General features: G+C 59.7%; 22 protein-coding genes. 13 read left to right on the top strand and 9 right to left on the bottom strand.

What is annotated here, in order from left to right:
- Positions 1-29: 29 nt before the first annotated feature.
- Complete coding sequence (gene gatB / locus QB905_RS02170; protein WP_461781759.1) at positions 30-1532, bottom strand: Asp-tRNA(Asn)/Glu-tRNA(Gln) amidotransferase subunit GatB; 1503 nt, start codon at positions 1530-1532, stop codon at positions 30-32.
- Positions 1533-1704: 172 nt separating this feature from the next.
- Here gatB and QB905_RS02165 point away from each other — a divergent pair, with 172 nt between their 5' ends.
- The 5 genes from QB905_RS02165 to QB905_RS02145 all read left to right on the top strand — a co-directional run bounded on the left by QB905_RS02165 (position 1705) and on the right by QB905_RS02145 (position 5417).
- Positions 1705-2850: a DNA cytosine methyltransferase gene (locus tag QB905_RS02165; protein ID WP_282972937.1), complete on the top strand. Its 1146-nt coding sequence runs from the start codon at positions 1705-1707 to the stop codon at positions 2848-2850.
- A gap of 4 nt (positions 2851-2854) precedes the next feature.
- Positions 2855-3568, top strand: a complete 714-nt coding sequence (locus QB905_RS02160; protein WP_282972936.1) for a GIY-YIG nuclease family protein — start codon at positions 2855-2857, stop codon at positions 3566-3568.
- Positions 3569-3885: 317 nt separating this feature from the next.
- On the top strand, positions 3886-4167 hold the full coding sequence (locus QB905_RS02155; RefSeq protein ID WP_282972935.1) for a type II toxin-antitoxin system TacA family antitoxin: 282 nt from the start codon (positions 3886-3888) through the stop codon (positions 4165-4167).
- A 1-nt stretch (position 4168) separates the two neighbouring features.
- Positions 4169-4657, top strand: a complete 489-nt coding sequence (locus tag QB905_RS02150) for a GNAT family N-acetyltransferase (protein WP_282972934.1) — start codon at positions 4169-4171, stop codon at positions 4655-4657.
- A 427-nt stretch (positions 4658-5084) separates the two neighbouring features.
- Positions 5085-5417 carry a hypothetical protein gene (locus tag QB905_RS02145; RefSeq protein WP_282972933.1) on the top strand — a complete coding sequence of 111 codons (333 nt, stop codon included), beginning with the start codon at positions 5085-5087 and terminating at the stop codon, positions 5415-5417.
- Between the two features lie 75 nt (positions 5418-5492).
- On the opposite strand, the gene QB905_RS02140 is transcribed toward QB905_RS02145, so the two are convergent.
- Together QB905_RS02140 and QB905_RS02135 are read right to left on the bottom strand one after the other, a co-directional pair.
- Complete coding sequence (locus QB905_RS02140; protein ID WP_282972932.1) at positions 5493-5942, bottom strand: glycine zipper domain-containing protein; 450 nt, start codon at positions 5940-5942, stop codon at positions 5493-5495.
- A 68-nt stretch (positions 5943-6010) separates the two neighbouring features.
- Complete coding sequence (locus tag QB905_RS02135) at positions 6011-7177, bottom strand: Gfo/Idh/MocA family protein (protein WP_282972931.1); 1167 nt, start codon at positions 7175-7177, stop codon at positions 6011-6013.
- 132 nt (positions 7178-7309) lie between these two features.
- On the opposite strand from QB905_RS02135, the gene QB905_RS02130 reads away from it, so the two are divergent.
- Positions 7310-8425, top strand: a complete 1116-nt coding sequence (locus tag QB905_RS02130; protein ID WP_282972930.1) for a DNA topoisomerase IB — start codon at positions 7310-7312, stop codon at positions 8423-8425.
- Positions 8426-8429: 4 nt separating this feature from the next.
- On the opposite strand, the gene QB905_RS02125 is transcribed toward QB905_RS02130, so the two are convergent.
- The 6 genes from QB905_RS02125 to gatC all read right to left on the bottom strand — a co-directional run bounded on the left by QB905_RS02125 (position 8430) and on the right by gatC (position 13902).
- Positions 8430-8855 carry a RidA family protein gene (locus QB905_RS02125; protein ID WP_282972929.1) on the bottom strand — a complete coding sequence of 142 codons (426 nt, stop codon included), beginning with the start codon at positions 8853-8855 and terminating at the stop codon, positions 8430-8432.
- A gap of 65 nt (positions 8856-8920) precedes the next feature.
- Positions 8921-9466 (bottom strand): DUF4405 domain-containing protein, encoded by a 546-nt coding sequence (locus tag QB905_RS02120; protein WP_282972928.1) that lies wholly within the window; start codon positions 9464-9466, stop codon positions 8921-8923.
- An 87-nt stretch (positions 9467-9553) separates the two neighbouring features.
- Positions 9554-11566 carry an OPT family oligopeptide transporter gene (locus QB905_RS02115; protein ID WP_282972927.1) on the bottom strand — a complete coding sequence of 671 codons (2013 nt, stop codon included), beginning with the start codon at positions 11564-11566 and terminating at the stop codon, positions 9554-9556.
- A 54-nt stretch (positions 11567-11620) separates the two neighbouring features.
- Positions 11621-12040 (bottom strand): hypothetical protein, encoded by a 420-nt coding sequence (locus QB905_RS02110; RefSeq protein WP_282972926.1) that lies wholly within the window; start codon positions 12038-12040, stop codon positions 11621-11623.
- An 87-nt stretch (positions 12041-12127) separates the two neighbouring features.
- Positions 12128-13612 carry an Asp-tRNA(Asn)/Glu-tRNA(Gln) amidotransferase subunit GatA gene (gene gatA, locus QB905_RS02105; RefSeq protein WP_282972925.1) on the bottom strand — a complete coding sequence of 495 codons (1485 nt, stop codon included), beginning with the start codon at positions 13610-13612 and terminating at the stop codon, positions 12128-12130.
- 2 nt (positions 13613-13614) lie between these two features.
- Positions 13615-13902 (bottom strand): Asp-tRNA(Asn)/Glu-tRNA(Gln) amidotransferase subunit GatC, encoded by a 288-nt coding sequence (gene gatC / locus QB905_RS02100; RefSeq protein WP_282972924.1) that lies wholly within the window; start codon positions 13900-13902, stop codon positions 13615-13617.
- 212 nt (positions 13903-14114) lie between these two features.
- Between gatC and QB905_RS02095 the strand changes: the two genes are divergently transcribed.
- From QB905_RS02095 to plsY, 7 genes are all read left to right on the top strand, one after another.
- Positions 14115-14405 carry a type II toxin-antitoxin system Phd/YefM family antitoxin gene (locus tag QB905_RS02095; protein WP_282972923.1) on the top strand — a complete coding sequence of 97 codons (291 nt, stop codon included), beginning with the start codon at positions 14115-14117 and terminating at the stop codon, positions 14403-14405.
- A 1-nt stretch (position 14406) separates the two neighbouring features.
- Entirely contained in the window at positions 14407-14817 is a 411-nt protein-coding gene (locus tag QB905_RS02090) for a type II toxin-antitoxin system PemK/MazF family toxin (protein ID WP_282972922.1), read from the top strand.
- Between the two features lie 49 nt (positions 14818-14866).
- The gene (ruvX, locus tag QB905_RS02085) at positions 14867-15337 is read left to right on the top strand and encodes a Holliday junction resolvase RuvX (protein ID WP_282972921.1); all 471 of its coding nucleotides are present in this window, start codon (positions 14867-14869) and stop codon (positions 15335-15337) included.
- A 350-nt stretch (positions 15338-15687) separates the two neighbouring features.
- Positions 15688-16626 (top strand): AEC family transporter, encoded by a 939-nt coding sequence (locus QB905_RS02080; RefSeq protein WP_282972920.1) that lies wholly within the window; start codon positions 15688-15690, stop codon positions 16624-16626.
- A gap of 286 nt (positions 16627-16912) precedes the next feature.
- Positions 16913-17884 (top strand): aspartate carbamoyltransferase catalytic subunit, encoded by a 972-nt coding sequence (locus QB905_RS02075; protein ID WP_282972919.1) that lies wholly within the window; start codon positions 16913-16915, stop codon positions 17882-17884.
- Between the two features lie 181 nt (positions 17885-18065).
- The gene (gene pyrC, locus QB905_RS02070) at positions 18066-19364 is read left to right on the top strand and encodes a dihydroorotase (protein ID WP_282972918.1); all 1299 of its coding nucleotides are present in this window, start codon (positions 18066-18068) and stop codon (positions 19362-19364) included.
- A gap of 208 nt (positions 19365-19572) precedes the next feature.
- The gene (gene plsY / locus QB905_RS02065; RefSeq protein WP_282972917.1) at positions 19573-20205 is read left to right on the top strand and encodes a glycerol-3-phosphate 1-O-acyltransferase PlsY; all 633 of its coding nucleotides are present in this window, start codon (positions 19573-19575) and stop codon (positions 20203-20205) included.
- The last annotated feature ends 16 nt before the right edge of the window (positions 20206-20221 follow it).

Below are 20221 nucleotides of genomic sequence, written 5' to 3'. Positions count from 1 at the left end.
TCCCCTGTTTACGGGGGAGGATGAATTGCCTAAATCCCCAGCTTGCGTTTAAGCAGCTCATTGACCGCCGCCGGATTGGCCTTGCCGCCGGTGGCCTTCATCACCTGACCGACGAACCAGCCCAGCGCCTGCGGCTTGGCGGCCACTTCGGCAGCCTTGTCCGGGTTGGCGGCGATGATCGCATCGACCGCCGCTTCGATAGCGTCCGTATCGGTCACCTGTTTGAGGCCGTGCTGTTCCACGATCTGGGCGGGCGTCAGCGTGCCCTTCGCCGCCCACATATGCTCGAAAACCTCCTTGGCGATCTTCGATGAGATCACGTCCGTTTCGATCAGCTCCACCAGACCGGCGATCTGGGCGGGCGGCAGCGGCGATTGCGTAATCTCCTGCCCGGCCTCGGCCAGACGCGCCAGCAGCGCATTGGTCACCCAGTTGGCCACCAGCTTGGCGTCACGCCCTTTCGCGGCGGCCTCGAAATAGTCGGCGCGCGCCTGTTCGGAAATCAGCACCCCGGCATCATAGGCCGATAAGCCATACTGGCTGATAAAGCGCGCCTTCTTGTCGTCGGGCAGCTCCACCAAATGGCGGCGGATGTCTTCGATCCACGCCTCTTCCAGCTCCACCGGCAGCAGGTCGGGATCGGGGAAGTAGCGATAATCGTGCGCCTCTTCCTTGCTGCGCATCGAGCGCGTTTCCACCTTCACCGCATCGAACAACCGCGTTTCCTGATCGATCGTGCCGCCGTCTTCGAGGATTTCGATCTGGCGGCGCGCTTCATATTCGATGGCCTGCTGCATGAAGCGGAACGAATTGACGTTCTTGATCTCGCAGCGCGTGCCGAAACCCTCGCCCGGACGCCGCACGCTGACATTACAGTCGGCGCGCATATTGCCCTTTTCCATGTCGCCGTCGCAGGTGCCGAGATAGACCAGAATGGTGCGCAGCTTCTTGAAATAGGCCACCGCCTCGTCGCTTGAGCGAATATCGGGCTTGGAGACGATTTCCATCAGGGCCGTACCGGCGCGATTGAGATCGACGTAAGTGGCATTGGGGTCGAGATCGTGGATCGACTTGCCGGCGTCCTGTTCCAGATGCAGCCGCTCGATGCGCACGGTGATGCTGGTGCCGTCATCCTTTTCGACCAGCACCTCACCCTCGCCGACAATCGGATGGAAGAGCTGCGAAATCTGATACCCCTGCGGCAGGTCGGGATAGAAGTAATTCTTGCGGTCAAAGCGCGAATAGCGGTTAATGGAGGCTTTCAGGCCCAGCCCCGTCCGCACCGCCTGCTCGATGCAGAAACGGTTCAGCACGGGCAACATGCCGGGCATGGCGGCATCAACCAGTGAGACTTGCTCATTCGGCCCCGCGCCAAAGCCCACCGCCGCGCCGGAAAACAGCTTGGTATGGCTGGCCACCTGGGCATGGACCTCAAGCCCGATCACCAGTTCCCACGGCCCGGTGCGGCCTTGAATCAGCTTGGCAGGATCGGCCACGCGGCCGCAATCGAGAGGAGAAGGTGTGTTTGTCATAGGGTGGATATAGCGGGAGGAGATTGTTATGAAAAGCGGAAAGGCGAAGTTACCACCTATACAAAGATCGCATTGACCTAGAATTCAAAACCCAATAAGAACAAATAAAGAACTTGTGGACTTTGAGCCAGAATCGGCCAACTCGTTTACGATTATAATCAGGACATCTCAGATGCCAGCATTTTACGAATTTTTCGCCGGGGGCGGCATGGCACGTGCCGGACTCGGCGATGGTTGGGACTGTTTATTCGCAAATGATTTCGATCATAAAAAAGGTATGACTTACCAGGCCAACTGGGGGACTGCGGGCGAATTAAAAATCGGCGACATTAAGAAAATTAACGTGGCTGATATCCCCAGTGTGGCCGAATTGGCATGGGGATCATTTCCTTGCCAAGACTTGTCGCTCGCGGGTGGCGGCGCTGGTTTGCAAGGAGAACGGTCCGGCACGTTCTATCCATTCTGGGATGTCATGCGGGCATTGATCAAGGATGGGCGCCCTCCCAAGATTATCGCACTAGAGAACGTCGTCGGTACTTTAACATCGCATCAGGGAAAAGATTTCCGCGCTATATGCCAAACTTTTTCTGATGCGGAATATAGCTACGGGGCTCTGATCATCAACGCATCTCTGTTCGTTCCTCAATCGCGTCCACGTCTTTTTGTAATCGGTGTGCATAAGGACGTACAAATTGACGAAGCATTGCTTGCACCCGGCCCCGTAGATCCATTCCATACGCGTGGATTATGCACGGCGATTAATTCAATCCCATATGAAACAAGAAAGCGAATGCTATGGTGGAATATTCCCACTCCCCAACATCGCGCTTCGACATTTGCCGATCTTGTTGAAGAAAATCCCATGAGTGTACCTTGGCATACTCAAGAGGAAACGCAGCGTGTTCTGGCTATGATGTCACCCATCAATACTGCCAAAGTCAATGCCGCAAAGAGAGCAGGTAGGCGAATGGTGGGCGGCATTTATAAACGTACCCGCAGTGAAAACGGTGTAAAAATTCAACGCGCAGAAGTACGCTTTGACGATATAGCGGGTTGTTTACGCACGCCCTCCGGCGGGTCAAGTCGACAAACAATTATCGTGGTTGACGGAGAAAATATCCGTACCCGTTTAATTTCGACACGAGAAACCGCGAGACTTATGGGACTTTCGGATGAGTATCGATTACCCAAAAATTACAACGAAGCCTACCACCTCACTGGTGATGGCGTTGCGGTGCCAGTTGTGCGTCACTTGGCCTTGCACATCTTCGAACCATTATTAGACGTAAATAATAAGGCGTCTAAGGAAGCGGCTTAAACCATTGACAGAACGCGATCCAGACTATGTCAACTTTCCCCCATTTGAGACTGAAGACTTGCGAGCGAACCTCGCAAAATACCTCGATACGCTTTTTGAAGACCCGTCAGGTAAATTGTTAAAAGTCGGGAATTACAAATGGGGCGTTTACGCTTTTTTTGATTATGACGGCGAGCCGATATACGTTGGTCAAACGAATGAAATGTTACGGACTCGCATCCGACGTCACCTGACTAATCAGCGTACTGACGCGGTTGCAATGTCAGTGCTTGATCCCTTTGAAGTTTTTGATATTGAGGTCTGGCCACTTCCTCAATTCCAATTGACTTCTGGCAAGGATATCGATGCACGACAGTACCTCGACGCACTAGAACGACAAATAACTCAAGAAGCTGTGGAAAAATCCAAATTTTCGGCGATTTTGAACGAAAAAGACCCGCCAATTGGTCCGCTTAAAGTGGAAATTCCCTCTTCATATCGAGCCCGTATTGTCTCAGATCGTGTAAATGAATTGCGATCACACCCTGATTTTCGGATCGCGCGCAGAGCGTTGATTATATCTCGATTGGCTCAAGTCATTTCTGAACGTAAGGTACAGGGTGGTCTGCGCCGTGTGTTACTGACACAAGCAATGCGGTTGCAATGGCTTGCACACAGGCGCTACGAAGCCTTGGGTGGCGACAAATCAGTGGAAACAGAAGACACTGACAGAGACTGAGGACATCAGCTTTCTGTTGCTTAAACTACGTGAGATTTCAGTGCGTGAGCTTAGGAAATACCCCCTCCGGCGGGACAAGCCCGCCCATAGCTTGCAAAAGCTATACTTTTTGCTGGCGCTAAACCCCGTACGCTTCGCTATAGCGGAGGAGGTATTACGGTGAGGAGGTATTACGAGGAGATATTAGGAGATATTAGGAGATATTACGGTGTATTACGGTGGGTGTATTACGGTGACACCATACGAAATGCAGAAATGCACCATATTGTTGACCGTACATCATCCGTACAGTAAACTCCTCCTAAAGGAGCCGAGCCATGCCCGATGATGCCCGCGCCAAGACCGCCCGTATTGACCTGCGCATGTCGCCCGCCGCCAAGAGCCTGCTCGAACAGGCGGCCCGCGCGCGCCACAAGACGGTCAGCGAATTTGTCCTCGACCAGAGCCTGAGCGCCGCCGAGGAAACCCTGGCCGACCGCCGCCTCTTCCTGCTCGACGACGCTCAGTGGGCCGAGTTCAACCGCCTGCTCGACGCCCCGCCGCAGGATAATCCGGGCCTGCGCCAACTGGCCGCCATCAAGCCGCGCTGGGCAGACTGACATGCACCGTCCCCGGCCGATCTCGCCGGATGATGCGCTGGAAGATTTCGATTGCGGCGCTGACGACCTGAATCACTGGCTCAAGGCGCGCGCTTACGGCAACGAACTGGCGGGCGCGTCACGCACCTTCGTCATCGAACAGGACGGCAGGGTGATCGGCTATTATGCCCTGACGGCAGGCTCCATTCTCCATGCCGACGCCGCCGGAAATATTCGCCGCAATATGCCTGATCCTGTCCCCGCCGCCATTCTGGCGCGTCTGGCCATAGACAAGGCCTTTCAGAATGACGGATTGGGGCGTGAAATGCTTCAGGACGCCGTGCGCCGTACAATCTCAGCCGCAGAAACCCTGGGGGTTCGCGCCATGATGGTTCACGCGCTTTCCGAACGCGCCCGCGGATTTTACGAAACCTGCGGGTTTAAACGCTCTCCCACCCATGACATGACGCTGATGGCAACGCTCTCCGATTTGCGAAAAGCATTTTCGTAATCTGCTCCCCTCCTTCCCCTTGGGAGAGGTAAAGGAAGGAGGACTCTATTCTTATACCTCCCCGGCTTTGCCGGGGAGGGGGACCGCACGAAGGCGCGCAGCGACTGAGATGTGGTGGTGGGGCTTCTTGTTTCCTTTACGCCGCCAGCCTATTGCCGATACCCCCCTCCTCCCCATGACAATGGGGGGGAGTCGAGCAAGCGAAGCGCGTCGAGACGGATAAGGGGGCATTCTACCGTCCGAAAGATACCCCACCACCGCTTCGCTGTCCCCCTCCCCATCTCAGATGGGGAGGAGAGATAGACGAAGTCATCCCCCCTCCGTCAGCGACACCAGCCCTTCGGGCTTCGCGCTGCCACCTCCCCCGCTTCGCAAGGGAGGAGAAGAGATTTATCCCCGCCATTTGAAACGCCCGCATCATAGACCGATGGACAGGACAGATGCGCTCGAAGACGACCTCTCGCCGCTGGAACAGCGCCGCGTCCGTCTGCGCGCCTTTGCCGACGAGATGATGGAGACGATCCGCGCCCTGCCCAAACCGCAAACCTGGCTGGAAGGCGAACGCGCCATGCGCTGCATCGCCAGCAGCGACCGGGTGGTGGTGCAGCGAACTGTCGCCCTGACCGCAAGACCCCCCACCACTCCACTTTTGCCGACAACCTCAGGTGGTAGCAACATCCCCCTACCCGGTCGCCTTCGCTTTGCTTGGCTCCCGCCCCCCCTTAAAAAGGGAAAGAGGAAGAAAAGCGACGCCATGTAAATCCCCCCCAAAAAAAACAAAGGCCCCTTCCGCGTTGCCGCGAAAGGGGCCAAAACCGTGGCCGCTCACAAAGCCTTACCGACCCTTGTAGCGGTAGGTCTTGCCCTTGGAGATGTAATAGGCGTCCACATTGGCCGGGCGATCCTCAAAGAACACGACGCGGTAACCGCGCGGCGCATTGCCGGGCTCATAATAACCGTTCTTGTACACGTAATAGACGCCCTTGGAGCAGCGGACCTTCTCGTGCGAATTCTTGCCGACCACATAGCCGGCCGCACCGCCCACTGCGCCGCCGATAATGGCCGATTTGGTCTTGTCGCCCTTCTTGCCGAGCAGGCCACCTGCCAATGCGCCCGCTGCCGCGCCGATGGCAGCGTTCTGACCGGCCAGGTCGGTCTTCTTGGCGTAGCAATAGCCGTCATAGCGGCTGGGCGCAGCCATAGCCGCCACGGGTGCCAGCGCCCCCAGGGTGAGCGCAGCGGCACCAGCGCCGAGTACGAGTGTGCGGAATGAGGTGTGAATCATGGCGGCCCTCCTAAGCCTGAAAATCCGCCCTGATTTTCACCGGAATTACGGTATAAAAATGACACGGATTACGCGATTTTCACCGAGGCTCCGCCCTGATCGGCGCTGCGATACATGGCCTGAATCACCCGGATGTCGCGCAGGCCCATCTCACCCGGCGTCAGGTGCGGTTTGTTGGCCCGCGCCGCGCCCGAAAATCCGTCCACCTGGGCAGCGAACTGGCTGATCGGATTACCGGCATTGAGCGGCTGGCCATTGGAGAGGGTGACGTTCTGGCGGTAATAGTCGGACGCCGGATCCATCGTAATCGCGCCCGTCACGCCGAAGATCTTCTGGCGCGTGCCGCCGGAATAGCAATAGGAGGAAGACCCCTGCGCACTGAGGCCCGAAGCAAAGCTCATCCGCCAGTCCACCCCGCCTTCCACCTCTTTGAAGCGCGGATCGTCTTTGGGGTAGGAATAGACCGCCGACACCGCAACCGGGTCTTCGCCCAGACACATCATGGCGGCGTTCATGGCGTAGATGCCGATGTCATACATCGAGCCGCCGCCCGCCAGCGCCTTTTGCAGACGCCATTTATGCGGTGGCCAGTCGGGATTGGCGTTGAAACCGGCGTCACCGGTAAAATAACGCAGCGCGCCCAGTTCGCCCGACAGACAGCGCTTGGCCACTTCGACATTATTGGGCTCAAAATGCACGCGGTAGGCCACACCCAGTTGCCGCCCCGCCGCCTTGGACGCCGCGATCATGGCCGCGCATTCCTCCGGCGTTGAGGCCATCGGCTTTTCGCACAGCACATGCTTACCGGCCTTCAGCGCCCGGATCGTATATTCGGCGTGCAGCCCCACCGGCAGGACAATATAGACGCAATCGATCTCCTTATCCGCAGCGATCTGATCGAAGTTATGATAGTCGTAAAAGCGGCTGACCCCATAACGCGCGCCCAGATCATGCGCCTTTTGCGGATTGCCCGACACAAAGGCGGTGATGCGCGAATCGTCGGAAGCCAGAAAACCGGGAATCACCTGGCCGATAGCGAAAGTGCCAAGGCCAACCACCGCCCAGCGCATCCGGCTGGAAGGCGCATCGGGCAGGTCGGGATTGCCGATCAGGGGCTGGCCCACGGCCTGAGGTGTGGCAGTTTGCGGCGCGGCGGTTTGGGCGGCGGCGGAAACGGCGCTGGCGGCGATAGGCAGGGCCCCGGCACCCAGTAACAGGCTGCGGCGATCGATCATGGTGTCCTCTCTGGTTTTTTATCGGCTTATGATTGCCGTGAGATTTGCGCCGATTGAAATCGGTTACAAGCCTGTTTATGCGGTCATATGCGCTTTTTATTCGCAGCCATACGCCTCCGTATGGCATTCGCCTTGGCCAAGCCGCACGCTGGCTTCATGAAAACCGCCGCCCTGCTCGATCTCGATCAAGATGACCCCGTCGTTCAGGCGCGCGCCTGCGGCCTGCGTTATGTCAGCGATACACGCCCCGGCTTTTCACGCAGGAAGTTCGGCAAGCATTTTGTTTTTTATGATCAAAAAGGCGAACGCATAACGGATAAGGCCGCGATTGCACGCATCCGCAAACTGGCCATTCCGCCCGCCTACCGCGATGTCTGGATCTGCCCGCAGGCCAATGGCCATATGCAGGCCACCGGTTTTGATGCGCGTGGCCGCAAGCAATACCGCTATCACCCTGACTGGCGCGCCTTGCGTGAATCGAATAAATTCAATCATATCTTGGCATTTGGTGAGCGCTTGCCCGCCATACGTGACGCCGTGGATCGCCATATGCGGCAGCGCGGTTTAAGCCGTGAAAAGGTGCTGGCCACGGTGGTGGCCTTGCTGGAGCGCACACTGATTCGCGTCGGTAATGATGAATATGCTCGCAAAAACAACAGTTTCGGCCTGACAACTCTGCTGCCGGAACATGTTGAGGTCAGCGGCCAGACCCTGCGCTTTCGCTTTACCGGCAAGTCGGGCAAAAGCTGGAACCTGAAGCTGAGCGACCGGCGCATTGCTCGCATCGTTCAGGCCTGTGCCGAGATCGACGGTCAGGAGCTGTTTAAATACAAGGATGAAGCGGGCGAAATCCGCGATGTCACGTCCGGCGATGTCAATGCCTACTTGCGCGAGATCACCGGCGAGGATTTCACAGCCAAGGATTTTCGCACCTGGACGGGCACGGTGCTGGCCGCCCTGGCGCTCAGGGATTTCGAGCGCTTCGATTCTGCGGCGCAAGGCCGTAAGAATGTGGTGCAGGCCATTGAAAAAGTAGCGAAAAAGCTCGGCAATACCCCGACGGTCTGCCGCAAATCCTATGTCCATCCGCAGGTGATCGAGGCCTATCTCGATGGCAGCCTATCGGATCAGCTATCCGGCCAGATTAGCGGTGAGATCGACGCGACATTGCAAGGCGAGGCCGGGCAATTAAGCCCCGAAGAACTGCTGGTGCTGGCCTTTTTGAAATCGCGGCTCAGCCCATCGTGAAAGCCTACTTGTTTTCCGGCACATGCGCCCAGAATTCGATTTCCACCGTGGCACCATAGGCCAGGCTGGTCACGCCGAAAGCGGTGCGCACCGGCAGACGGGCCGGATGGAAATAGGGTTTGTAGAGGCGGTTAAAATCCCCCCACTTGTCGATGTCGGTCATCATCACTGTGCATTTGAAGATATGCTCAAGGCCCAGCCCGTATTTCTTCAGGATTTCGGCCGTGTTCGACATGATGAATTTGACTTCATGATCGAAACCTTCGGCCAGCTTGCCCTGTTCATCAAGGCCGATCATGGCCGAGAGATACAGCACATTGCCGACCTGCACGGCCTCCGAAAAGGGCGAGCGCGGGTGCGGATGCAGGAAATAGGTGATGCCATCGGCCGGGATGGGATTGATGGCGGGGCGGTTTTCGACATTGCTCATAAGCCGCAATAGTAACGGGCTTTTCAGGCGGAGAAAAGCCGGAACCGCGCGCCTGCGCTGAGATTTTACGACTTCTTTTTACGCCCGGCCTTCTGGTCGCTTTTCTGATCGCCCCCCGCGCCCGGATCGCTGGCGAAAACAATGCCTAAGGCGGCATTGGCCTTGCGCGGATCACCGGCAATGGTGGCCAGGTTTTGCGAGGCGTCACTGACCGCATATCCCTTGGCGCGCAGGCGCACCGCCAGTTCGTCGGGCGTGGCGTGGGCCAGCGGGGCCAGATCGCTGAGCGGGGCGCGCGTCAGGCTGGCCATAACGGCGCGCGTGGCATTGGGTGGTTTCGGGCCGCCCCACGAGATGAAGCTGAGGCCGAGAATGAGTACGAACAGGCTGATCACGGCCAGCGGAAAAGGACGTTTGAAATAGACGACGAAAGGACGGATATTGAGCACCACATGCAGTATGGCCCCGGTTACGAAAGCCCATGACATCCATTCATGGGCCAGCCGGTTGACGCCGATATTTTTGTGAAAAAACATCAACAACCCGGTGGTCGCCATCAGGATGAAGGCACCGATGGTGAGCGGGGTCACCCATTTACGCAGAAAAGCCATGAAAACTCCGGCATGAAAGACAACTCTTGCCGCCTCATGCCAGACTTTATCGCACTTGTAAATGCGAATGCTTCTCAATAACGACTTTTATGTGCTCGTTTTGGCGACCAGCTTCTTCGCCCGATCTGCCGCCCAGCCATAGAGGCCGACCACGCCGATGACCGCCAATATGAGGGCTATCCACATCGACAACGCCCCCGATGGCGCAAATGCCGCGAATGGGCCTGCAAAAGGGGCCGGATTTTTGCTGACCACGATAATCGCCGCCAAAGCCACATTGAGCAGGCTTTCGCCGACGATGAAGCCCGACGCAATCAGCACGCCCAGCCTCTGGGCCGCCTCGCCCCAGTCATGACCGCCCACCGTGCGCCCCCTGACCAGCCGGTTGAACAGCCAGCCTCCGAAAGCGCCGATCACCACCGGCGCGGTAACGACGCTGGGCAGATAGATGGCCAGCCCGACGCCGAGCGGCGGCAGGCTGAAGCGGTCGCGGCTCAATTTACGCAACACCAGATCCATCACCACAAGCCCAAGCCCGATCAGCGCGCCGATGCCGATCAGGCCCCAGTCGAGCCCGCCGCTGATCACGCCTTTGGCCAGGGTGGTGATCAGGGTAGCCTGCGGCGCGGGCAAGGGCTGGTGGGTGATGCCGTGATAATGGGGATCACCGGCAAAGCCATAGGAATTATTGAGCAATTCCAGAACCGGCGGCACCACCAGCGACCCGGCCAGAGTGCCGATGATCAGCGCCACCTGCTGTTTCCACGGTGTCGCATCGACCAGTTGACCGGTCTTGAGGTCTTGCAGATTGTCATTGCCGATCACCGATACGGCCAGCACGACCGTCGTCACCAGCAGGGCGAAGGCGATCAGGGCCGTGGCCGTATCGGGGCCTGTCAGGTGAAAGCCGATCAGTCCGGCCAGAAAGGCCGCACCCAGAACCGTCAAAATCGCCACGCCCGACACCGGCGAATTGGACGAACCGATCAAACCGGCCATATAGCCGCATACCGCCGCCGCCAGCAGACCGGCGATCAGAATATAGAGGACACCGCCCACCACCAGCGGCAGGGCCATCGCACTGAGCGGCCCGCCCGACAGAAAACTGGCCAAAAGCCAACCCGCCGGCACCATGCTGATCAGCACCACCACACCCACCACCCAGACCGGCAGATCCTGTTCGATGCGCGGAATGACCGAGCCTTCCAGCCGGTTGTCACGGGTTTTCAGCGCCGACATCAGGCCCGACCAGACCGGCACGGCCAGCTTGCCCAGCGTCCAGATGGCCGCCGTGCCGATGGCCCCTGCGCCGATAAAGCGCACATCCGTACTCCAGATGGTTCCGGCATGATCGGCCAGAGACAGGGCAGGCATGGGATTGAGATGGGTCATGACCGGCACCAGAATGCCCCAGGCGATCACCAGTCCGGCCAGCATGGCGATGCCGACCGTAATCCCCATCAGGTGGCCTGCCCCGATCAGGGCCAGGGACGCAGAGCCGCCAATCCCGGTGGCACCCTTGGCACCCACTTTAAAATAGGCCGAGATTTCCCCCGCCAGCAGTTTCGCACCCGCCGCTGCGGCATACAGCGCCGAGGCCAGAGCGCCCCACACCACCGCCCACAGGCCCAGCCGGCCTTCTTCGCCGCCCTCACGCGACGCAGTGCCGACGCGCAAGACTTCGGCTGCCGCCACCCCTTCGGGATAGGGCAGGTCGGATTGCGTCACCAGAGCGCGACGCAACGGCATGGTGTACATCACGCCCAGCACGCCGCCGATGGCGCAGGCCGCAAAGGCGGTCACCAGATGGACGTGCTGCCACCAGCCGATGATCATCAGGCCGGGCAGCACGAAGATCACCGCCGCCAGCGCCCCCGCCGACGAGGCGATGGTCTGGACGATGTTGTTTTCCTGAATCGAGGCGTTGCGAAAGGCCTGCAACAGCGCCATCGAAATGACCGCCGCCGGAATGGAGGTGGCAAAGGTCAGCCCCACCTTGAGGCCGAGATAGACCTGCGCCGCCGTGAAAACGAGGGTGATCAGAATACCGATGACCACGCCGCGTATCGTAAATTCTTTGAGGTGGCGAACGGCCGTCATATGTTTCTCTGCTGCCTGAAGATTGACCGGAAAACAGGCCTGCGCCCGCTCCGTTTAGGTGCCGCTGGCCTGCGGCAGGTCGGGGTCGTCGCTGAGCAGTTCGTCACAGGTGACGCGGTATTTTTGCAAGTCGGCATGGCCATTTTCGAGCAGGCCCGGCAGGCGCGAATCGGCCTGGGCGATGTCGGCATCCGTATCGGCATCGTCAAGACCGGCGGCTTCCTTGTAGATTTCGCGCGCCTGATCGCGCTGTTTCTGCACCTGTACTGTGTGCGTACCCGCCAGTCCGCGCGTCAGAATCAGGTCATAGGTGGCCACGCAGCCGATGGCCGCCGTCATGACATCTTCATTGCTGGCACTGTCTTCCGGGCTGGCGCCCGTATCGGGGCTGCCATCATCCTGAGCCAAAGCCACAGGTGCCGCCAGCAGACAGGCCACAGCCGCCACGGCGGGAATAAGGCGCAATATACTCATGGTCATGGCGTTCGTTTCACACGACTCCCTTACGATGCGACATCAGGCGTAACCCGAAGTCGCCCATCCGGCAAGACGGCTGTTAACTTACCACCATTGCGCCGGACGCGCCGTAAAGCCCGCCGCGCGTTCGATGGCCTGACCGACCTTGAGAACCGTGCCTTCATCAAGTGCCTTGCCGATGACCTGAAGACCAAGCGGCAGGCCGTTTTTGTCCAGACCGGCGGGCACGCTCATGCCGGGCAGACCGGCCAGATTGGTGGTGACGGTAAACACGTCATTGAGGTACATCTGCACCGGATCGGCGGCCTTGGCCTGATCGCCGAGCGCAAAGGCCGCCGACGGCGTGGCCGGGGTCAGGATCACGTCGCATTTTTCATAGGCGGCGGTGAAATCCTCGGCGATGCGACGACGCACCTTGAGCGCCTTGACGTAATAGGCGTCGTAAAAGCCCGCCGACAGCACATAGGTGCCGATCATGATGCGGCGCTTGACCTCGCGGCCAAAACCTTCCGAGCGCGACAGCTCATACACATCGGTCAGGGATTGCGCCGCATCGGTGCGGTGGCCGAAACGCATACCGTCATAGCGCGCGAGATTGGACGAGGCCTCGGCGGGGGCGATAATATAGTAGCACGGCAGGGCGTATTTGGTGTGCGGCAGGGAAATGCGCACAATCTCAGCGCCTTCGTCCTTCAGCCAGTTGATCCCCTGCTCCCACAGGGCGTCGATTTCGGCCGGGATGCCATCGAGGCGGTATTCATCGGGGATACCAACGCGCAAGCCTTTCAGCGACTGGCCGAGAAAGGCCGAAAAATCGGGCACGGGCAGGTCAAGCGAGGTCGAATCCTTCGCATCATGCGAACACATGGATTGCAACAGAAGGGCGGCGTCTGCCACCGTCTTGGTGATCGGCCCCGCCTGATCAAGCGACGAGGCGAAGGCCACCATGCCATAGCGCGAGCAGCGGCCATAGGTCGGCTTGATGCCCACAGTGCCGGTAAAGGCGGCGGGCTGGCGGATCGAACCGCCGGTATCGGACGCCGTGGCGGCCAGACACAGATCGGCGGCCACCGCCGAGGCCGAACCGCCCGAAGAACCGCCGGGGGTCAGGGCCGCATCGGAGCCGGACGCCTTCCACGGATTGGTGACCGCGCCCCATTTCGAGGTTTCGTTCGACGAGCCCATAGCGAACTCGTCCATGTTGAGCTTGCCGAGCATGACCGCGCCATCGTCCCACAGATTCTGCGTCACGGTCGATTCGTAGGTCGGCACGAAGTTTTCCAGAATGCCCGAACAGGCCGTGGTGCGCACATCCTTCGTGCAGTACAGATCCTTGATGCCGAGCGGCGCGCCTTCCAGCCGTCCGCCCTCGCCTTTCGCCAGTCTGGCGTCCGACGCGGCAGCCTGCCCACGCGCCTTGTCAAACGTCGTTTCGACATAGGCATTGAGCGCCGGATTGGCAGCTTCAATCGCGCCGATAAAGGCTTCGGTCAGCTCGACCGAGGAAAATTGCCTGGCTTTCAGGCCATCGAGTGCGCCTTTAAGCGTCAGTTGCGTCAGCTTGCTCATGACTATTCCACCACCTTCGGCACGATGAAGAAGCCGTCCACGGTTTTCGGCGCATTGGCGACGATGTCGGCCACCTTGTCGCCATCGCTGACCACATCGTCGCGCATCGGGGTCGGCATGTGGATGGCGGTGGTCATGGGCTCAACACCCGCCACATCGACCTCATTCAACTGCTCGATCCAGCCCAGAATACTGTTCAGTTCACCGGCCAGCGCTTCAAGGCGCTCATCGCCTTCGCGCAGACGCGACAGACTGGCCACCTTCTTCACCGTTGCCACATCAATGGCCATGACAGGACTCCTTTAATTCAAGGCGTTTCTTCAGGGCGTTCCGGTTAAAGGCTGGTGACGGTTTTGGCAAGAGGCAAGCCTAACAAGAGTCGGTATCCACAATTACATATTTTACATATTATTTGTATAAATTGAAAATCAGGTGTATTTATAATTCGCCATCATCAATGCCTCGCCTTTTGGCGAAATACCGCTTTTTTGGAGCGATCTTCATGAGTATCCAATCCGAAACCATTCTGACTGTCCCTGCCGCCGAGGTGCAAAGAAAATTCGGCTATTATACTGACGAAGCCATGCTCCAGCCCGTGGGCATTCAGCGTCACGGCACGACGCGGCTGGTCATGATTTCAGCCTCTGAATACGAACGCCTCAAACGCCGCGACCGTCAAGCCATTCACGCAAAGGATCTTGACGATGCCTTCATCGAAGCCCTCAAGACCAGCGCCCCCTCGGAAAGCAGTCGGTCGCTCGATCACCTCATGGACGACTCCTCAGCCGGGTGATGTGTTAAACTACGCCTATCTGTGGGCACACGAAGCCGCGCTTGGTCAGGAAGACGGCGTCAAAGACCGGCCCGCCGTGGTCGTTCTGAGCGTGGAGAGCCAGAATGGCGAAACCGTCATATCGGTCTGCCCCGTCACCAGCCAAACGCCCGAAGACATGCGTACCGCAGTCCAGATGCCGCCGCAGGTCAAAAATCATCTCGGCCTGACCGATCGTCCGGCCAGCTATATCGTCACGACGGAAATCAACCGTTTTGTGTGGCCGGGGCCGGATATACGCCCCTTTGAGCGTAATGGACGCATGGATATTTTCCATGGCCAGATACCAGCAAAATTGTTCGACATCGTCAGAAACAGCCTGATCGACAATATCCGGGCGCATCGCCACGCCGCGACAAGCCGTTCAACTTAAAGAACCGCACAGATTGACTTGGCGGCATGACTGAGTCACTGGACGCGATATGGCCATACTCGACATTACCGACCTGAAAGCCGCCCTGCCGCCGCGCCGCGCCCTGCTGGGCCTCGATCTCGGCGAAAAAACCATCGGCGTGGCCGTGTCGGATATTTCGCTCACCCTCGCCTCGCCGCTCGAACTGATCCGCAAGAGCAAGTTCACCCTGGAGGCCGAGCGCCTGTTCAGGCTGATGGAGCAGCGCGAAGCCGCAGGGCTGGTGATCGGCCTGCCAATGAATATGGATGGCACAGAAGGCCCGCGCTGCCAGTCGGTTCGGGCTTTCGCGCGTAATCTATTGCGTTTGCGTGACCTGCCCATCGCCTTCTGGGACGAGCGCTGGTCATCGAGCGTGATGAACCGCTTCCTGATCGAAGAGGCCGACCTGACCCGCGCCAAGCGTGCCGAAGTGATCGACCGCAACGCCGCCGCCTATATTCTACAGGGCGCGCTCGACCGGATGCGGGATGCGGAATGAATATCTTGAGCGCCCTGAAACGTCCGACTGGACGTCGGCGACCCTTCGCCGCCCCCGCGGAGGCGTTCGCCCGGCGAACTGCCGTGAGCGAAAAAAACACCGCGCTCGACCGGATGCGGGATGCCGCCTATGAGTGAATTAAGTCAGCAAGAACCCCCACCACCATCCGCCTTCGCCTTACGGCTTGGCCGGATGGTCCCCCTCCCCATCATAGATGGGGAGGTACAGAAAAAACGACCCTATTATACCTCCCCATCTATGATGGGGAGGGGGACCGCGCCTCACTTGAGGCGTGGTGGTGGGGGTTCTTGCTTTTCTGCCTTGTCCGTCTTGCACAAGGACAGCTCCATATGCCCTTGATGACGATCCTTGCGGGCCTTCTGCCGATCTTCCTGCTGATCGCGCTCGGCTATGTCCTGAAAAAGTCGGCTTTCCTGCCCCTGCCTGCCTGGCGGCCTGTCGAAACCTTCGCCGTCTATGTGCTGTATCCCGGCTTTCTGGTGCCCGCCATCTGGCACGCCGACCTGTCCGGCCCATCCGCCGGGCCGGTGGGGCTGGCGGTGCTGATCACCATCGCCATCGCCGCCCTGCTCGGACTGGCGCTGAAACCGGTACTGAAGCTGTCCGGCCCCACCTATTCCAGCGTATTTCAGGGGTTGATCCGCTTCAATTCCTTCGTCTTTATCCCCGTGGCTGCCGCCCTTTTTGGCCCGAAGGCGCTGGGGATCGCCGCCGTTGCGGTCAGCGCCCTGATCCCGACCACCAATCTGCTGAGCATTCTGGTGCTGGCCCATTGGGGTGAACCGGAGGGCGAAGCGGTGCGGCGCACACCCGCCCAACTGGCGCGCACCGTGGTCACCAATCCGATCTTCGCCGCCTGTTTGCTGGGGCTGGCACTCAACTTCCTGCATGTGCCCGGATTGCCGCCGATTGAGAAGGCGCTGACCATGCTGGGCGAGGCCGCCATCCCGACCGGTCTGATTCTGGCCGGTGCGGGCTTAAGCTTCGGCTATGTGGCGGCGCGACCGTTGCTGGTCGGGGCCATCGCGGTTTTCAAAGTGCTGATCATGCCGGTCATCTGCTGGTATATCTGCTTCCGGCTGGGCGGCGACCGCCTCGCGCAGGGCGTGGCCCTGTGTTGCGGCGCGGCCCCGACGGCGGCGGCCGGCTATGTGCTGGCCCGCCATATGGGCGGCGATGCGCCTCTGATGGCCGGGGTGATCGCACTGACCACCGTGATGAGCGCCGTGGCCGTGCCGGTGCTGCTTTATGCGTTTCATCTGAGCTAAGCTACAAGGGTATGGATTGGAATAACTCTTTAATTCCCCTCTCCCCATGACAATGGGGAGAGGACGAGGAGCAAGGCAAAGCCGCCGATCCTCGGGTGAGGGGTGGTCTGCCGGTCGTGCAAAGGCCCCTCACCCGGTCGCCTTCGCTGCGCTTGGCTTCCGTCCTCTCCCCGCTTCGCAGGGAGAGGGGAAGATATTGGCCTGACTTCATTCCTGCGGCTCTTGCCAAAACCGCCCAAGCTGTGGTCTTGAGACATAAAGGCCCCGTTCTGCAATTGAGTTCCACATGACCGACGTCAACGACCTGATCCGAGCCCGCCTGACGCCCTTCCCCAAGGCGCATTTTCTGGCGGCGCAGGATCTCGATCCGCCCGACATCCTGGCCCTGCTCGATCTGGCCGACGTGTTTGTTGACCTCAACCGCCAGCCGTCGAAAAAACTCGACCTGCTCAAGGGCAAGACCCTGGTCAATATGTTCTTTGAGAACTCGACGCGCACGCAATCGAGCTTTGAACTGGCGGGCAAACGCCTCGGTGCCGACACGATCAATATGAGCATGAAAACCTCGTCGGTCGCCAAGGGTGAAACCCTGATCGACACGGCGGTAACGCTCAATGCCATGAAGCCCGACCTCTTGGTGGTGCGCCATTCGGCTTCGGGTGCAGCGGCTTTGCTGGCGCAAAAGGTCGGCTGTTCAGTGGTCAATGCGGGCGATGGCCAGCACCAGCACCCGACGCAAGGCTTGCTCGACATGCTCTCCATCCGCCGCGCCTTTGGCCATGTCGATGGGCTTACCATCGCCATCTGCGGTGATGTGCTGCATTCGCGCGTGGCGCGCTCCAACGTGATCCTGCTCAATGCGATGGGGGCCAATGTGCGGCTCGTCGGGCCGCCGACTCTGATCCCCGGCGATGCCGATCAATGGGGTGCCGACGTTTATCACGATATGCGCGAAGGCATAGCGGGCGCCAATGTGGTGATGATGCTGCGCCTTCAGCTTGAGCGTATGGACGGGGCCTTTATCCCTTCGACGCGCGAATATTACCGCTTCTATGGCCTCGACCGCGAAAAACTGGCCGTGGCTGCGAAGGATGTGCGCGTCATGCACCCCGGCCCGATGAATCGCGGCGTCGAGATCGATTCGGAAGTGGCCGATGATCTGAGCGTATCGCTGATTCAGGATCAGGTCGAGATGGGTGTGGCTGCGCGCATGGCGGTGCTGGCCAGCCTGGCGGCGCGTCTGGAGAACGAGCGATGAGCCCCGCCATGCACCGAATAACCTCCCACCTCCCTGCGGTCACGCGGGGAGGTGGCATCGAGCCTTTTGGCGAAGATGACGGAGGGGCCTTCGCGCCGTTTGCAAGTTACCCCTCCACCACTTCGTGGTCCCCCTCCCCATCGTCGCCAAGAGGCTCGACAGGGAGGAGAAGGAAGCTCCAATGATCAAAGACACAACCGCCATCGCCTTCGTCAATGCCCGCCTGATCGATCCGGCCAGCGATTATGATGGCCCCGGCTCGCTGATCGTGGCCGATGGCGTGATCGCCGATGTCATCCACGGCCATGACGCCATCAACGGCCATGCCGGTATTCAGGTCATCGACTGCGACGAAAACGCCATCATGCCCGGCCTGATCGACATGCGCGTGCGCACCGGCGAACCGGGCAATGAACCGGCCGAAACCTTGAAATCGGCCAGCCGCGCCGCGGCCGCCGGTGGCGTCACCTCGTTCGTGGTGCTGCCTGATACCGATCCGGTGATCGATGAGCCGGCCATGGTCGATTTCATCCTGCGCCGGGCGCGCGACATTGAGCTGGTGCATGTCTATCCGGCGGGCGCGGCCACCAAGGGCTGCGGCGGCAAGACGATGGCCGAGATCGGCCTGATGGACGAGGCGGGCGCGCTTTATTTTACCGACGCCGACCATGTGATCGTCAATTCCAAAATCCTCAGCCGCGTGCTGACCTATGCGGGCGGGTTCAACGCCCTGATCGCCCATCGCCCGAAAGAACCGTGGCTTTCGGAAGGGGCCGTGGCCACATCGGGCGAGATGGCGGCGCGCATGGGGCTTAGCGGCGTGCCCGCTCTGGCCGAGCGCATCATGATGGAGCGCGATCTGGGGCTGGTGGAACTGACCGGGGCGCGGTTTCTGGTCGATCTGATCTCGACCGCTGAGGGTCTGGCCTCGCTGGAACGCGCCAAGGCGCGCGGGCTGGAGGTTTCGGCGTCTGTGTCGATCAACCATCTGATGTTCAACGAAATCGACATCGGCGATTACCGCACCTTTTACCGGCTCGACCCGCCCTTGCGCGCCGAGCGCGACCGGCTGGCCCTCATCGATGCGCTGGCGCAAGGGGTGATCGACGTGGTGGTGTCCAACCACACGCCGCGCCCCGCCGAGGACAAGCGCCTGCCGTTTTCGGAGAGCGCGCCCGGGGCCATCGGCCTGCAAACCCTCCTGCCCGCCCTGATCGGTCTGCATTTCGAAAACGATATTCCGCTGATCGACCTGATCCGCGCCGTCACCATCAACCCGGCGCAATTGCTGGGTCTGGAGGCCGGACGGCTGGAAAAGGGCGCGCCCGCCGACCTCATTCTGGTTGACATAGAAGCGCCGTTTGCGTTGCGCGAACGCGACATCCTGTCGAAATCGAAGAACTCACCCTTTGAAAACCGCACATTGCAAGGCAAGGTGCTGAAGACGCTCGTGGACGGACGAATCGTTCATGGGGGATAGACTGTAGTGAACATAGGTTGAACTGGCGTACCTTCCCTTCGCCCCGTGTACGGGGAGAAGGTGGCTTGAGTGCAACAAAAGCCGGATGAGGGGCATTCACCGCTAATTAGCCCCTCACCCGGCAGGCTGAAGCCTGCCACCCTCTCCCCGTGAACGGGGCGAGGGGAAGGTTATACTTCTTCTCGCACATTTCGAAACGAACGCATTGATGTCCCTTCCCCCTCCCCTGATCTATGCTTTGGCCCTTATCGGCGGCTATCTGCTCGGTTCGATCCCGTTTGGCTATATCGCCGCGAAGTCGGCGGGCATCGACATCCGCAGCGTCGGTTCGGGCAATATCGGGGCCACCAATGTGCTGCGCACCGGTCGTAAGGATCTGGCGCTGATGACCTTTGTCGGCGACACCGGCAAGGGTGCGGCGGCGGTGGGGCTGGCCTGTCTGCTGTTGCTCGGCAATGAACACCGCGACACCGGCATGGCACTGGCGGGCGCGGCGGCCTTTCTCGGCCATCTCTATCCGGTATGGCTGAAATTCAAGGGCGGCAAGGGCGTCGCCACCTTTATGGGCACACTTCTGGCCGCCTGCTGGCCGATGGGGCTGATCGCCGCTGTGCTGTGGCTTTTAAGCGCCTTCACCTTGCGCATTTCGTCTTTGAGCGCCCTGATCGCGGCGGCTCTGGTCGTGCCGGTCAGCCTGTTGCTGCCCTTTGTCGATCCGGCCTATCCGTTTGTCGGCATGGCGCTGTTCATGGCGGTGCTGATCTATATCCGCCACCGTTCCAATATCGCCCGCCTGCTGAAAGGCGAGGAACCGAAGATCGGCAAGAAGAAAGAAGCGTAAGCCGTGCCACTTTTTA

Source organism: Asticcacaulis sp. EMRT-3 (assembly GCF_030027245.1).
Classification (GTDB): Bacteria; Pseudomonadota; Alphaproteobacteria; order Caulobacterales; family Caulobacteraceae; genus Asticcacaulis.
This window is presented reverse-complemented; position numbering and strand designations above follow the sequence as displayed.